The following is a 14,873-nucleotide window of genomic DNA, read 5'->3' on the forward strand; positions in this document are numbered from 1 at the left end:
CCACCGCCCCGGGAACGACCGCCGTACCGCCCTGCCCGCCCACCTGTCCCTCCTCCATGACGCCCTGACCCGGAACGCCGGCGGCCGGAACCGGGCCGCGACGCCGAACCCCGGACGCACGGCCCCGCGCCCGTCCGGCACCAGGCAGCTCACCCTGGCCCAGTGGGTCGGCCGGACCGCGAGGATCGGGACCGGCGACGCGTGGACGACCACCGGCTGAACCCCCGCGAGGCGGCGCACCGGTGCCCGGCCCGGACCCGGTGCGCCGCCCGGGTCACCCCGCCACCAGCCGCTCGGGCACGAAACCCTCCTCAGCGAGCCGGACCCACAGTTGCTCCGGGACCGGGAAACGGTACGCGGCGGCGTTCGCCTCCACCTCGGCCGCGGACCGGCAGCCGACGACCACCGAGGTGACCGCCGGATGCAGGAACGGGAACTGGATCGCGGCCGCGGAGAGCGGCACCCCGAACCCGGCGCAGATCTCACCGCACCGCCGCGCACGGGCCAGCTCCCGGGCGGGTACCGGACGGTAGTTGAACATGGCGTCGGGGGAGGGGGCGGCGAGCAGCCCGGTGTTGAAGACCCCGCCCACGACCACGGCCGTGCCGGTCCTCGCGCACAGCGGCAGCAGGGTCTCCAGCGCGTCGTGGTCGAGCAGGGAGAACCGGCCCGCCACGAGCACGACGTCCACGTCGAACTCCGCGACGTACGCGGCGAGCGGACCGCTGTGGTTCATGCCGAAACCGATCGCCCGGACCAGCCCCTCCTCCCGGAGCCGGCGCACCGCCGGATACGCGGTGCGCCGGACCTCCTCCGGATAGTCGTCCGGGTCGTGCAGGTACAGGATGTCGACCGACGAGCGCCCCAGCCGCTCCAGGCTCGACTCCAGCGACGCCCGGATCCCGGCCTCCGTCCAGTCGGTCACCACCTCTCCCGGCGCCCCGTCCGCCCCGGGCCGCAGCAGCCACCCGGTCTTCGTGGAGATCACCGGCCCGGTGACCCCGGCCGGGGCGAGCAGCCGGCCCAGCCGCTCCTCGGCCTGGCCGTGGCCGTAGCGCGGCGCCGTGTCGAAGTACCGGATGCCCGCACGGGCCGCCGCCTCCAGCGTCGCTGCCGCCTCCCGCTCGGTCACCTCCTGGAACAGCCCGCCCAGCGGGGCGGTGCCGATCCCGAGCCGGGGCAGGTCGAAGGGCAGCCGCAGCGGCGCCCCGGACGTCGGTGAACCGGTCATCGTGCCACCTTCCACGGGGACCGGTAGCTCGGCCGGCCCGCCCGCAGCGTCATCGTCAGGGTGAGCCGGGCCCGTGTCCGGCCGGGCAGTTCGACGGTGCAGCAGTGCCCCTCGACGTCGTGCGCGGGGCCGTCGTCGAGCCGGACGGTGTGCACGAGGTGCTCGGCGAACGAACCTGCCTGCACCACCACCGAACGCGGGGCGTCGCCGAGGTTCACCAGCTCCACCACGGTGTGGTCGGGCCGCACGTCGGACACGAGCGCGGCGACGTCCTCGGGAAGCCCCGGCCGCCGTCCGGCCGCGTCGTGGTAGCGCAGGTGCAGCTGCGCCAGACCGCCGTTGTAGAGCACCTGCGGGGAACCGGTGGTCAACTGCAACAACGCCTCGGTGAGCACCGGATTGCGGTCCTGCCAGTGATGGATCCCCAGGGCGTCCGGGCCGACGGCCGGGTCCACCGGGTCGTTCTCGATCGAGGCGACCCGCTCGGCGCAGACGTCCAGGGCGCTGCGCAGCATCCGCTCGGGGAAGTCCGGGTTGCGGCCGGCCAGGTACTCGTACCACGGCTCCTCGTGACCGGCCTCGTCCTTGATGCGCTGCGTGTGCACCGTCGTCCAGTCCCACTCCGAGCTGGAACGGAGCTGCTCGATGCGTTCCAGGTCCACCGCTTCCCGGCTGAAGTGCCAGAGCGACATGGGGAGTTGGGTCGGCATGATGGTGTAGTCGAACCAGCCGGAGTCGTCGTACCGCTGGGGCACCATGAGGGTGCGCCCGCCGGGGGTCGCGCGCAGGTGCGGCTGCCAGCGCCTGCCGAGGGTGCCCATCCCCTCGACGCCGCGCCGCTCGGCGTGCCGCAGCACCGCGTCCAACGGGTTGCGGGCCAGGTCCAGGAAACCCCGGTCGCCGGTGAGCAGCGTCGCGTTGGACGCCCCGATGATCGTGGCCGACCCCACGGGGGAGAGCCCGTGGGGCCAGGTCCATCCGTAGTGCCCGCCGTACCAGCGCCCGTCCAGGTACTCGCCCACCGCACCGTTCAGACCGGCGTTGTCGGGCACGACGTCGCGGCCGTCCAGCCGCTCGTGCCACGCGCCGACGTACTCGGCGACCCAGTCCGCGTAGCGCTGCTCGCCGCCGATCAGGTGGGCGTTGACGGCGAGACCGGTCGCGGCGAGGTTGACGATCGTGTCCCCGCGCCCCATCCGGTCCCACATCTGCCGGCCGTAGGCCCGGGCCCGCTCGGGGGAGGCGGCCAGCTCGTCGAAGGGCGCGGCGGCGTCGATCCAGCTGAGCGGCAGGCCGTAGGGGCGGAGGGCGGCACTCCACGGGAAGTACGTGTCGTGGTCGCTGAAACCCGGGCGGGGGCCCGCGGAGCCGTTGTGCGGCGCGCGGATCACCCGGTGCGCGGGGTCGTAGTTGGGCCCGCCCGGCAGGTAGAAGTCGGCGAACCTGCAGGCCAGTTCCCGCAGTTCGGCGTCGTTCGGATCGGCGAGGCACAGCCCGTAGAACAGCAGCATGCCCTCGCCCTGGTGGAACCAGTCGTAGCCGCGCTCCAGGCCGCTCTCCAGCATGCCCATCTCCGTGAGCTGGGCGGTGACCCCGCGCCAGTGCCGCCGGGACGCGGTCAGCAGGTCCGCGCTGCCGCCCAGCAGGTACAGCGTCGGCCAGTTGAAGAACGGTTCGTAGAAGTCGTCCACGCCGTCCCGGCCGTCCAGGCCGTGCCCCAGCGAGTCGCGGAAGACCAGTCGGCCGTCCCGCTCGGTGTAACGGTCGGCGAACGTCCGCCACGCCTTGTCCTGGGCGGCGAACAGTTCCCGTTCGAGCATGGCCCACCGCGGCACGTCGGTGACCCGGCGGTTCGCCCTCAGCTCCGGCATCCGCACGGCTTCCCCGGCCCTCACCGGCCCGCCCCCGTCGTGGAGTTGCCTTCGCCTCGCACGGTCGTGAGCACCAAGAACACCCGGCCCTTCATAATCGCCCATCGATTACCGATGGCTAGACTCACGGGCAGGGGCCGACGTGTCAATACGCCGGCGACGCTCCCGTGGAGGGTGATGTCCGTGATCGACTGCCATGCCCATCTGTGGAACCCGGGGGAGGGGTTCGGCTGGATCCGTCCGGGCTCGGCGCACCACCGGGCGTTCTCGGCCCTCGACCTGGCGGAGTCAGGCGCCGGGTGCGAACCGGCCGGAACCGTCCTGGTCGAGGCGGGCCGAGGCGATGCCGGGGAGACGCTCGCGCTGCGCGAACTGCGCCTGCGCCACCCCGATCTGATCGCCGGGTACGTGGCGAATCTGCAGGTCCACGGGGAGGCCGGGCCGCACCGCCTGCGGGCCCTCCTGGACGAGTCGGACGGCGCGCGGCCCAACGGGATGCGGCTGAGCGGACCGGCCTGGGAGCAGACCCCGGAATCGGCCCGCGAGCTCGTTCCGGTGCTGGCCGGGGCGGGTGTGGCGCTCGAACTGAACCTCGGCGGCGGTGCCTTGCGGACGGCCGCCGAGGTGGCCGCCGAACACCCCGGGCTGACCGTGGTCGTCGACCACCTCGGCAACCCGCCGAACCTCCGGACGGGGGATCCCGGCGACTGGTACCGGGACGCCGAGCGCGCCGCGGCGCTGCCGAACGTGGTGGTGAAGATCTCCGGCCTGCTCACCCAGCAGCACGGTGTTCCGGCCGACCGGGTCGACCGCCTGGTCCGGCATGTGACCGACGCCTTCGGACCGGCCCGCTGCCTGGTCGGCTCGGACTGGCCGATCTGCCTGCCCCGCGGCTCCCGGGCCGACTCCCTGGCGGCGGTCCGGCGGGGCATCGCCCATCTGTCCGAGGGGCGGCGGCGGGAGGTGCTGCACACGACGGCCGCGCGCGTGTACGGGCTGCGCGGTTGACAGTGCTCGGATCGCGCTGCTTCGATCATTGATCGATAGGCGATAGGTGGTGAATGAATGCTGTCGCTCGACCGGTCCGGTCCCGGGCCTCGTGAAGACCCGGGACGGCTCCTTGCCGCCCGCCTCCTCCAAATGAACCGGAGGGGCGCCCTCCCATGGCCGGACCGGCCTTCCGGGGTGCGCGACGTGAGCGGCCCCGTCATCGAAGCAGCCGATTCGCGGGATCCGGCCATCGATAGACGATGACCGCGTATCATGGCGCAACCGGCTACCCAACATTGCAGGATTGGGATTTCATGGCATCGAACGCGTCGGCTGGGTTCGTCTCCACGCTGGCCACCAACAAGGACCGGTTCCGTAAAACCTTGATCTCCGACCAGGTCTACGAACTGCTCCGTCAAGCCGTCGTCGAGGGCGACCTCGCACCGAACGACCGCGTGGTCGAATCGGAGATCGCCAGACGTCTGGGGGTGAGTCAGGCCCCGGTACGGGAAGCGGTGAAACAGCTGGCCCGGGAGGGCCTGCTCATGCACATCCCGCGCCGCGGCCACTTCGTCGTCGAGATCTCCTCGAAGGACGCGGAGTACGCCCGCCAGGTACGAGAACCCCTGGAGCGGCTGGCCGCACGGCTCGCCACCGAGAACCTCACCGAGGAACACCTGGCCGAGCTCGACGGCCTGGTGGAACGGATGCGTACCGCGGCGGCCGACAACGACGTCAGCAGTTTCCGCGACGCCGACATAGAGTTCCACACCACGGTCGGCCGGATCTCGGGCAACCCCTTCCTGACTCGGATGTGGGAAGTCCTCGAACCGAGCCTGCGCGCCCTGCGCGCCATCTCCGACCCCCTTTTCGAGGGGGACCGGCAGGCGATGGCCGACGAGCACGGCCGCCTGGTGAACCTGCTGCGCGACGGCGACCCCGACAAGGCGGCCGACGCGTTCGCCGACCACGCCGCGGGGCGCGGGCCGGTGCCGGACGCGCGGGCGGCGAAGAAGCCGCGCAGGTCCACCGCGGCCAAGAAGCGTTAGGGCGCGCCCGACGGGGGCCGCAGCGCTCCCCGCAGGGCGATGGCGCGACGACAGGAGCCCGAGCCGGTGATCCGGCCCGGGCTCCTCGTCGTACCCGGTCTAACGGCGGGCGCCCGCCGTCCACTTCGGCGCCCCGTACTGATAGGCGCCGAGGCTGGGGGCCGGGTCCGTCGACCCGTCGTTGATGCCCGGCAGCGCGATTCCCCGGTTGCGCGCGGGGGAACCCTCCGACAGGCGGTAGTCGTGCCCCGCCGCGTCGACGTACAGCGGATCGACCTCGGCCGGGAGGTTGGCGGACAGCACCAGCCCGCCGTCCGTGGCACCGTTCAGGCCGCGGATGGGGCCGACGTTGTTGTAGATCTTCGTCCCGGTGGACTGCCCCGGTTCCTTGACGTAGAACAACGTCATCCCGCCGGTGTTGTTGTACACGCCGTTGTCGTGCGAGCCGGTGCCCAGACCGTTGAGCATGACCGTGCCCTCGCGGTTCCCCCAGCCCACGTTGTTCGCGATGACCAGGTCGCTCTGGCCGTTGTCCGCGTAGATGCCGGAGATCCCGAACGTGGTGAGCGTCGTGGCCGGCGCGGGGTCGTGCAGCACGTTGTGGTCGAGGGAGGAGCCCATCATCCAGGCGCTGCAGCAGGTGTAGATCGCGGCGACGTCCAGGCTCAGCCGGGCGTACCCGGAGATGTCGTTGTACGCGATCCGGTCCGGGCCCGGGGCGAGGCCGTCGACGGTGTTCCACTGCAGGTTGATGCCGCTGCGGCCGACCCGGGAGATGGTGTTGTTCATGACGGTCTGGCTGTTGCCCTGGACCGCGATGCCCGCCGCGTACGTACCCATGTAGTCCACGTCGTGGATGATGTTGTCCGTCGCGGTGTTGTTCTGGCCGCGCAGGGCGATCCCGTTCCCGGCGCTGAACGACAGGTCGCTGCCGACGATCCTGTTGTGGGTGCCGTTCAGGACGATGCCGGTGTCGGCGACGCCGCGGGTCACCGTGGAGCCGCAGTCCGTCGCGCCCCGGGTGATGTCGGTGTAGTGCGACAGGTACTTCCCCGTGATGCGGTTCAGGGTGATGCCCGTGCTGGATTCGCCCGTGGTGATCGTCGAGGCGAACAGGCCGATCCCGACGACCGAGGTGTGACTGGCGCCGGTCAGGTCGAAGGCAAGGGTGCGCGACTTCGCCTCGATCGTGTGCCGGCCGGGGTCGTCCTCGCTGTAGAGGTACAGGCGCTTGGCCGCGGGGTCGTAGAACCACATGCCCGGGTGGGCCAGTTCACCGATCTTCCCGGCCAGGGCGTAGCGGGTCTCCTTCGGCACGACCTTGTGCACGCAGGGCGGCGCCGCGTCCAGCGTCACCGAGCCGACGGCGGAGCTCTTCACCTTCGCCGTCGCCGACACGTACCAGTAGCCGGTCAGCGCACGCGCGCCGTCCCAGTACCCGGCCGGCCGGGTCAGCGCCGGGTCGGCGATGGTGGCTTCCGCGCTGCCCGCCGCGGCGTACTGCAGGGTCGGGGCGAGCAGGTCGAGGCCCGGGGCGGGCCACTGGGCCTCGACGTTCATCTCCTTGTCCGTGAACACCTGCACGGTGGTCACGTCGGGGCCGAGGTCCACGCGGGTGCTGTGGATCCGCCCCGCCTTCACGGCCTCGCCGAACGGCGAGTCCGCCGCGTACGGGTCGGTGCGGGCGATCTCGGCGACGTCCCGGGCGGTGACCTTCGACCAGCCCCGGACGCGGTCGGCGCCGTTCATCGTCACCTGCGCGCCCTCGGCGGCGCGGTAGGTGATCGGCCGCCCGGGGGTGCCCGACCGGGCCGGCACGACCGTCTCCTGGTAGGTGCCGGACATGATCAGGCAGGTGTCGCCCGGCCCCATCACGTCGGCGCACCGCTGGATGTGCCGGAACGGGGTCCGGGCCGTCAGGCCGTTCGCCGTGTCCCGGCCCGACGGCGCGACGTAGTAGGTCCGGCCCTCCTCGGCCTGCACGGCGGTGGCCGGTACGGCGGCCGCCACCACGGACAGGGACGCGAGCACGGCGCCCGCGGACCACGGGCCCCGACGGGACCGTGACCACCATTTCCTCAACACAGCATGTCCTTTCTCCTTCGACGGACGGTCCGCGAACGGCGGCCCCGGATCATCCCTTCACCGCACCGACCGTGAGGCCGCTGATGATGTGGCGCTGCATGTAGATGAAGAAGATGATCACGGGCGCGACCGCGAGCAGCAGATTGGGGAACACCTTGGTCAGATCGGTCGAGTACTGACTGATCCCGGCGTAGATCGCCGTCGTCACGGTGTAGTGCCCGGACGACGGGCTGAGCAGGATCTGCGGGCTGACGAAGTCGTTCCAGATACCTATGGAGTTGAGGATCAGCACCGTCACGACCGCCGGACGCATCAGCGGGAAGATGATGGTCCAGAAGGTCCGGTACCTGCCCGCACCGTCGATGGTCGCCGCGTGGTCGATGTCCACCGGGATGGTGCGGATGAAGCCGACGAACAGGAAGATGCTCACCGGCAGGGTCGTCGCCACGTCGTGCGCGACCAGACCGGTCACGGTGTTCGCGAGACCGATCTCGCGCAGCACGTAGATCACCGGGATGATCACGGCGGCGCCGGGGATGAAGGTGCCGGCCAGGAAGTACAGCAGCACCAGTTGGGTGCGGCGCTTGAGACTGCGCGCGATCGCGTACGCGGCCGGCCCGGCCAGCAGGATGCACAGCACGTCCACGACCACGACCAGGAAGAGGGTGAACCCGTAGCCGCCGATCACGTTGTACTGGGGGCTGCTGACGGCCGCGGAGAGGTGCTCCAGCGTCAGACCGCCGAGCGGCAGCGAGAACGGGCTGTCGAGGATCTCCTCCTGTGACTTGAACGCGTTCACGACGAGCAGGTACACCGGCACGATCATGATGACGAACAACAGGCCCAGCAGCACCCAGCGCAGGGGCGAGCGGGGCTCGCGCCGCCGCTCGTGCCCGGCCCGGGGACCGGGCACCGGCGGTGCCGTCCGCTCCTCGCGGACCTTCGCCTCGGTTACGACCACCACCTGCTCCTAACCAGCCGCGGCTTGATCTTGACGGTTGCGCAGCGCCGTCACGAGGAGGGCGAGCACGGCGGACACGACCATCAGGAAAACCGCCTGAGCTGTTGCGTAACCGACCTTGGTGCCCTCGAAGGAACGGGCGAGGATGAGATAGGTGAACGTCTGCGTGGAGCCGGCGGGGCCACCGCCGGTCAGGCTCACCACGATGTCGTAGGCCCGGATCAGGCCCACCAGGTTGAGCACCGTCGCCACGGTCACCACCGGCGCGATCATCGGGACCACGATGCGCAGATTGGTCTGGCGCCGGGTGGCACCGTCGATCGCGGCGGCCTCCAGCAGTTCCTTCGGCACCGTCTGCAGCGCCGCCACGAACAGCACGACGTTGAACCCGAACCCGGCCCACACGATGACCCCGATCAGGGTGATGAGCGCGAGCTTCTCGTCGAAGAGGAACCCGATGGGTTCCATGCCGAACTTGGCGAGGGTGTTGTTGACGGCGCCGTTGGTGCCGAGGATCGCCGCCCACAGATACCCGAGGATCAGCGCGCTGATCACGTGCGGGAAGTAGGCCACGGCCCGGAAGAACGAGTTCGCGCGCGACCGTCCCTTGAGTACCAGCGCGTACACCAGGCCCGCGCCGACCATGAGCACGGTGCCGACCCCGGCGATGAGCGCGGTCACGTACCAGGCGTCGCCCGAACTCGGGTCGTCGAACAGATGCCGGTAGTTGTCGAGGCCGATGAACCGGGACGGCGAGAAGCCGTCCCAGTCCGTCAGGCTGAGGTACACCGCGACGCCCACCGGGATCACGGTCATCACGGTGTAGAGCAGGACGGCCGGCCCCATGAGGCCCAGGGAGACGGCGGCCTCCCGCAGCCGCACCCGCCGCCGGGCGGCGGTGTGCTCCCGCCGGGTCAGCTCTGCGAGTTCCACCACTTGTCCAATCCTTCGGCGGCGTCCTCGGCGGAGGCACCCGTGTACAGGGACTGGACCTGCTTGTTGAGTTCGTCGCTGAAGCCGGCGATCGGCTGGGAGGGGCCCGACTTGACGATCACCGACGGCGCCCCGTCCAGGACCTTCTGCACCGAGGTGCCGAGACTGGACATCGGGTAGCTGAATCCCTGCCGCAGATTGCCGTCGGCGGCCAGCTGGCTCTTGATCGCTGCCGGGTCGGTGACCAGCCACTTCACGAAGTCGATCGCCTCGGCCCTGTGCCGCGACTTGTTCACCACGACGTACGGGTTGGACATGTTGCCGAACTGGCCCGACGGGTAGGCCCCGTCGGTCGGCATGGTGAACACGCCGATGTCGTCGCTCTTCTTCGCGGCGTCCGCGGCGGGCACGAAGTACGAACCCATGATGTACATCGCGGACTTGCCGTTCAGGAAGGCGGTCTGGCCGTCCGCGTAGGTGAGACCGAGGGCGCTCTTGTCGAGGTGGCCGGCGTCGATCCACTCCTTGTAGTGCTCCAGGTAGGGCAGGTAGCCGCTGTCGGCGAAGGAGACCTTGCCGTCGTTGCGCTTGGCCGTCCACTTCGGGTCCTCGGTGAGGACACCGGCGTCCGCCATCATGGAGAACTGGGCCCCCGTCACCCACTGGCCGGACGTCTGCAACGGCTTGTAGCCGGCGGACTTCAACTTCCCCATGGCATCGGTGAACTGATCGATGGTCCGGATCTTCGTCGCGTCGAGCCCGGCCTCGGCGAAGGCGGCCTTGTTGTAGAAGACGAGTGACTGGATCTGCTCGCCGACCCCCACCACGTAGCGCTTGCCGTCGATGGCGTACTGCTCGGCCAGCGGGGTGTCGGCGGCCCAGGGCTGGTCCGACAGGTCGGCGAACAGGGAGGCGTTCTCCGGCGTCGGCGTGATCTGCTGGGCGACGTCCGGCGGGTCGCCCGCCGCCAGGTCCTGGGTCAGCTTGGCGTTCGCCGATATCGTGCCGGTCAGCTCCAGCTTCACCTTCACGCCGGGGTGCTTCTTCTCGTACTGCGCGAAGAGGTCGTTCCAGTACTTCTCCGTGAGGTTCGGAGAGATGTTGACGATGACGCGCAGGGTCGTGCCCTCCGCGTCGTCGCCGGAGCCGCCGCCGCAGGCGACGGCGGAGGCCATCACCAGCGGAGCCACGGCGAAAGCGCAGGCCCGGCGCCAGGTAGTTCTCATTCGAGACACGCTCCCTTGCGTAGTCGTGAGTGATCGATAGTCGACTCTTCCTGCCGGCTTGCGGCTCCGCAGGCAGGGGAGGGCGGGCGAGCTGCCGGGGTGGCACGGGGACTCGCTGACGCGCGGTGAGGGCGGGCCGGGGATGGCCCGGCACCTTGGGGTCTCACTCGGGGAACTATCGTCTATCGATTACTGATGCTATGGGTGGCACCCCGGCATGTTCAAGAGTGCTGCAGCCAATCCGCCCGCCCGGATCCGTACGGTCCCTCCGATCGGCCCCGGATCGGGGCCGATCACCGGTGCGCGGACCGGCGATCGGCCCCGATCACCTGCGGGAAGAGGCCGTGGCGCCCTCACTCGTCGTCCAGTTCGAGCTCGATCACCGGGAGCAGCACGTCCGGCCGGACGATCGGGAGCGTCAGCGTGAGCGTGCCCGGAGCGCGGCCGGGCGGGGCCATGTTGACGTGCTCGTGCTGCGCCCCGTCCAGTTCGTGGAACCTGATCTCCGAACCGTCGTGCAGCAGTTGCGCGTAACGCACCCGCCCGGCGAGGCCGGGCAGATGGAGGTGTTTGAGGGGCCACGAGAGCAGATGCAGATAGAGGTTCCGGCCGGACCGCGTGCAGAGGGTGTTCGGCGGCGCCTCGAAGCCGCTCGGCCCGGCGCCGTGCACGGCCCGCGCGTGCGGAACCATCCACCGGCCGATGGCCCGCAGCGTCTCCCGGGCCCGCGGATCCAGCGAACCCCGGCCGGTGGGACCGACGTTGAGCAGCAGATTGCCCCCGCAGGCGACGGACTGCACCAGCATCCGGACGAGCATCGCCGGGTCCTTGTACTCGTGGTTGTCCCGGTCGTAACCCCAGGAACCGTTGAGCGTGTGGCACGCCTCCCACCGCACCGCCACGCCGTCCCGTTCCAACGGGCGGTCGGGTTGGTACTGCTCGGGCGTCACGTAGTCGCCCGGGATGCCGAGCCGGTCGTTGACGAGGATGCCCGGCTGCAACTCGCGGACCATGGACATCAGTTCCTCCGCACCCCACTCGGCCGGCCCCTTGCCGGGATAGGTGAAGTCGAGGAAGAGCAGGTCGACCCGGCCGTAACCGGTCAGCAACTCGCGTACCTGGCCGTGCAGATACGCGCGGTAGCGCGCCATGTCCCGGGGCTCGTCGGCCGCTTCCGTGCCGCGCAGCGGATGGTGCTGGTCGACGGTGAAGTCCGGGTGGTGCCAGTCGAGCAGCGAGTAGTACAGACCCACCCGCAGCCCCTCGGCGCGCATCGCCTCCACGAACTCGGCCACCAGGTCCCGGCCCGCGGCGCGCACCGAGGTGTAGTCGGTCAGGGCCGAGTCGAACAGGCAGAACCCGTCATGGTGTTTGGCGGTCAGCACGGCGTAACGCATCCCGGCCTTCCGGGCCGCGCGGGCCAGTTCCCTCGCGTCGAACAGGTCCGGATCGAATTTCCGCAGGTAGCGGTCGTACTCCGACTGCGACATGGCCTCCCGGCCGCGGACCCACTCGTGCCGCGCGGCGAGGCTGTACAGGCCGAAATGGACGAACAGTCCGAAGCGCGCGGCGTCGAACCAGCCGACGGATGCTGTGGGCACTGAACTCTCCTGCCGCTGTTGACAGTTCTCATTGGTCGGCTGTTATCTACCATCGATAGGCGATAATGTCACTGTCGTTGCGTGCGGCGGAGTACGCGGAGAGGCATGCGAATGAACCCGACCGGGGACCGAGAAGCGGCGTCGACGGGGGAGGCCGAGACCTACGAATCGATGCGGGCTCCGATCCACACCTCGTCCTTCGTGCGGCCGACCGCGCGCATGGTGGAGGCACTCGCGGACGTGAGCGCCGCCACCGCCTGCGCGAAGCTGCACCAGATGGGCATCACCCGCACCTTCATCGACGGCCCCGTGCCCCTGCACCGGGAGCCGGACGTCAAGATCACCGGCGGTGCCGTGACCCTGCAGTTCCTGCCGCAGCGCGAGGACGTGTTCTCCGGCGCGGAGCAGGAGGACATCGAGCGCAAGACCGCGTTGTGGGGCGTGCTGGAGTCCATCCGCCCCGGCGACGTGCTGGTCGTCTCGGCGTACGCGAGCCATTTCACGGGCTGTCTCGGGGACATGCTGGTGCGTTACTTCAAGCTGCGCGGCGGTGCGGGCATCGTGGTGGACGGAAGGGTGCGCGACGCCGCACGCATCCGCGCGCTGGGCGTGCCCGTCTGGTGCACCGGCGTGACACCGCACTACGCCTCGCAGACGGAGCTCTTCCCCTCCGCGTTCAACGTCCCGGTCGGTGTCGGCGGCACCCTGGTGACCCCCGGGGACCTCATCGTGGCCGACGAGGACGGCGCCGTGGTGGTGCCGCAGCACAGCGCCGTCCCTCTGGCCGAGGACGCCCTGCTGCACCAGGACCGTGAGGCGTTCGCACGGCAACGCCTCGACGAGGGCGCCCGGTTGTCCGACTACTACCCGCTCACCGGTGCGGGCATGGACGAGTACCTGGCGAGCCGCTCCGCCGACTGAGGCACCGGAGCACCGACCACCCGCGCGACGGGCCGGGACGGACCACGGCCTCCCCGCCCCGGCCCGGCCCGTCCGCGCGGGCACCGGCCACCCGGGACCGGCACCCCGCCGGGGGCCGGCCCACTCGTTCCCGGACGTGCTCCCGGACATCGAAGTCCCCGACGCGGCACCGGAGTCACCACCCCCCGTGGCACGCTTCGGCCGTGCGCCCCGTTCCGATCCGATCCAACAGAAACGATGGTTGTTCACCGGTTCGGGTATTTGGCGTGCCGGACCGGGGGCGATGCGGGCAGTGTCGTGGAGGAGACCGGACGGGCCCTGGAAGGAGCGGCGCTTCGGGTGCGCCGCACCGGGCCGGGTCCTCGAACGTCACCGGTGTCCGTACCGGTGGGGAGGAGTGCGTCACATGTGGGAGACCGAGGAATTCGGTTCCGAGCACGAGGGGCGGCCCGGTGTGCTGCTGGCCGACGGGACCGAGCCGGGGCCGGTGTACTTCGACATCGGGAGCGGGGCGAACGTGCACAAGAGCACCGACTGGTGGGTCTACGACGGCACGCTCCGCGCCCCGGTCGCCGCCGAGATGCGCGGAGCGTGCTCGTGCGGCTGGCGCGGCACCGCCCGCTACCCGCTGGACTGGCAGAAGATCGACCGCCGGCGCCCGTACCTGTTCGACACCGGCGACCCGGAGAACGACTGGGACACCCACATCGCCGAGGTACGGGCCCGCACGGTGCCCGTGCCCCCGGACCTCACCGCGCTGATCGACCAGCTCAGGGAACGCCTCACCGGCCTGGTCGACCAGGAACCCCTGGCCGCGGTCCGGGCCGCCGCGACCCTGGAGCGCCTCACCGAACAGGCCACGACCGAAGCGGCGTTCAACATCGACGCCCCCGGCGGCCCCGGCTGGGACGAGGTGGGCCGGGCGCTCGGGATCAGCGCCCGGACCGCCCGTACCCGGCTGACCCGCTACGCCCTGCGCTACTGACCCCGAAGGGCGCCGCCCTCGACCGGCCACCACCGGCCGGGCGTTCCTGCCGGGCCCCGAGGCGGCCGGGGTCCGTCGCATCACCGGGAGGTCCCACTCGTCGGCGTGCCCCGGGTCGGTGCCGGCGACCAACCGGGAGAGCCGTTCGTCGGTCGACGCGTACCGCTCCGCCAAGATGCCGACGGGCTCTCCGTACCGGCGGACCCGGACCCGTCCCCGTACCGCGCGAGGGCGCCGTCGCCGAGATCGGCGAAGGACCGCGCGGTGGCGCCGCGGTCGCCCGGACGCGGTGTGCGGTGCCGGAGCCGGTAGCCGGTGACCGGCGGGGTCCGGATCCCGTTCCTCCTCGAACTCTGTGCCGCAGACGGACGGAACCCCTCACGGCCCGGTTGTCGTCCTTGCCGCCGACGCGTTCTGTCACCGGCATGCCCCGTGAGGATTCCGTTCCGTCCCCGAGGAGGACACATGCGCTCGAACCCGGCCCGTACACCCGCCCGTCGCACGCCGCGACCTGCCCCGACCCCGGGGCAGGTCGGAAGCATACTGATCGTGATGGCCGCGATCGGCGTGCTGTCCCGTTCCTTCGAGGGGCCGGTGTTCTGGCTCGGGGCGCTCCTGGGCACGGCCGGTGTGCTCGGCGTCATCGTCACCTTCAACACGGCCCGCGGTTGGATTCAGATGTCCTTCGGCGTGCTCGCGGTTCTCTCGTGCGCGATGTTCGTCATGCAGACCCTGGTCGTGCTGCTGACCTGACGGGCCGCCGGCCGATGCCCGCCGTGCCGGCGCCGGATCAGGGCAGGATGGAATCGATGTAGCCGCCGTCGACGCGCAGCGCGCCGCCGGTGGTGGCCGAGGCGTGGGGCGAGGCGAGGTAGACGACCATGTTGGCGATCTCCTCGGGCTCGATGAGGCGCTGGAGCAGGGACTGGGGGCGGTATGTGACCATGAACTCGCGCTGCGCCCGGTCCCAGGGCAGCTCGTCGCCGACGAGTTCGCGGACGAAGTTCTCGACGCCGCCGG

13 protein-coding genes and 1 pseudogene are annotated in these 14,873 nt (G+C 70.8%); 6 read left to right on the plus strand and 8 right to left on the minus strand.

All coding sequences use genetic code 11. The annotated features are described in order from the left end of the window. A partial coding sequence (locus EAO76_RS45280; RefSeq protein ID WP_187439087.1) for a hypothetical protein occupies nucleotides 1–220 on the plus strand: 220 nt, incomplete at its 5' end. A gap of 54 nt (nucleotides 221–274) precedes the next feature. Here the strand turns inward: EAO76_RS45280 and EAO76_RS44145 are convergent. After that, complete coding sequence (locus EAO76_RS44145) at nucleotides 275–1,231, minus strand: aldo/keto reductase (protein ID WP_148841814.1); 957 nt, start codon at nucleotides 1,229–1,231, stop codon at nucleotides 275–277. Then, the gene (locus tag EAO76_RS44150) at nucleotides 1,228–3,102 is read right to left on the minus strand and encodes a hypothetical protein (protein WP_148841815.1); all 1,875 of its coding nucleotides are present in this window, start codon (nucleotides 3,100–3,102) and stop codon (nucleotides 1,228–1,230) included. The genes EAO76_RS44145 and EAO76_RS44150 overlap by 4 nt, the downstream gene beginning before the upstream one ends. A gap of 183 nt (nucleotides 3,103–3,285) precedes the next feature. Here EAO76_RS44150 and EAO76_RS44155 point away from each other — a divergent pair, with 183 nt between their 5' ends. Continuing rightward, nucleotides 3,286–4,110: an amidohydrolase gene (locus EAO76_RS44155; RefSeq protein WP_187439088.1), complete on the plus strand. Its 825-nt coding sequence runs from the start codon at nucleotides 3,286–3,288 to the stop codon at nucleotides 4,108–4,110. 296 nt (nucleotides 4,111–4,406) lie between these two features. Further along, entirely contained in the window at nucleotides 4,407–5,141 is a 735-nt protein-coding gene (locus tag EAO76_RS44160; protein WP_148841817.1) for a GntR family transcriptional regulator, read from the plus strand. Nucleotides 5,142–5,240: 99 nt separating this feature from the next. Here EAO76_RS44160 and EAO76_RS44165 read toward each other — a convergent pair whose 3' ends face one another. The 5 genes and pseudogenes from EAO76_RS44165 to EAO76_RS44185 form a co-directional block, all read right to left on the minus strand. Next, nucleotides 5,241–7,172 carry a right-handed parallel beta-helix repeat-containing protein gene (locus tag EAO76_RS44165; protein ID WP_262376297.1) on the minus strand — a complete coding sequence of 644 codons (1,932 nt, stop codon included), beginning with the start codon at nucleotides 7,170–7,172 and terminating at the stop codon, nucleotides 5,241–5,243. 103 nt (nucleotides 7,173–7,275) lie between these two features. Further along, nucleotides 7,276–8,187 carry a carbohydrate ABC transporter permease gene (locus EAO76_RS44170; RefSeq protein ID WP_262376298.1) on the minus strand — a complete coding sequence of 304 codons (912 nt, stop codon included), beginning with the start codon at nucleotides 8,185–8,187 and terminating at the stop codon, nucleotides 7,276–7,278. A 9-nt stretch (nucleotides 8,188–8,196) separates the two neighbouring features. Continuing rightward, entirely contained in the window at nucleotides 8,197–9,123 is a 927-nt protein-coding gene (locus tag EAO76_RS44175) for a carbohydrate ABC transporter permease (protein ID WP_262376299.1), read from the minus strand. Then, the gene (locus EAO76_RS44180; RefSeq protein WP_148841818.1) at nucleotides 9,102–10,346 is read right to left on the minus strand and encodes an ABC transporter substrate-binding protein; all 1,245 of its coding nucleotides are present in this window, start codon (nucleotides 10,344–10,346) and stop codon (nucleotides 9,102–9,104) included. Before EAO76_RS44180 ends, EAO76_RS44175 begins: the two co-directional genes overlap by 22 nt. Nucleotides 10,347–10,699: 353 nt before the next feature. Then, a pseudogene (locus EAO76_RS44185) lies at nucleotides 10,700–11,968 on the minus strand (alpha-L-fucosidase); the annotation flags it as partial. Nucleotides 11,969–12,052: 84 nt separating this feature from the next. Between EAO76_RS44185 and EAO76_RS44190 the strand changes: the two are divergent. From EAO76_RS44190 to EAO76_RS44200, 3 genes are all read left to right on the plus strand, one after another. Further along, nucleotides 12,053–12,868 carry a ribonuclease activity regulator RraA gene (locus EAO76_RS44190; protein WP_262376300.1) on the plus strand — a complete coding sequence of 272 codons (816 nt, stop codon included), beginning with the start codon at nucleotides 12,053–12,055 and terminating at the stop codon, nucleotides 12,866–12,868. Nucleotides 12,869–13,274: 406 nt separating this feature from the next. Next, the gene (locus tag EAO76_RS44195) at nucleotides 13,275–13,853 is read left to right on the plus strand and encodes a hypothetical protein (protein ID WP_148841820.1); all 579 of its coding nucleotides are present in this window, start codon (nucleotides 13,275–13,277) and stop codon (nucleotides 13,851–13,853) included. Nucleotides 13,854–14,405: 552 nt separating this feature from the next. Continuing rightward, complete coding sequence (locus EAO76_RS44200) at nucleotides 14,406–14,606, plus strand: hypothetical protein (protein WP_148841821.1); 201 nt, start codon at nucleotides 14,406–14,408, stop codon at nucleotides 14,604–14,606. 37 nt (nucleotides 14,607–14,643) lie between these two features. Here EAO76_RS44200 and EAO76_RS44205 read toward each other — a convergent pair. Beyond that, nucleotides 14,644–14,873 (minus strand): SDR family oxidoreductase (locus EAO76_RS44205; RefSeq protein WP_148841822.1); only part of this gene is annotated, 230 nt, incomplete at its 5' end.

It is taken from the genome of Streptomyces sp. sk2.1 (genome assembly GCF_008120935.1).
Lineage (GTDB): Bacteria > Actinomycetota > Actinomycetes > Streptomycetales > Streptomycetaceae > Streptomyces.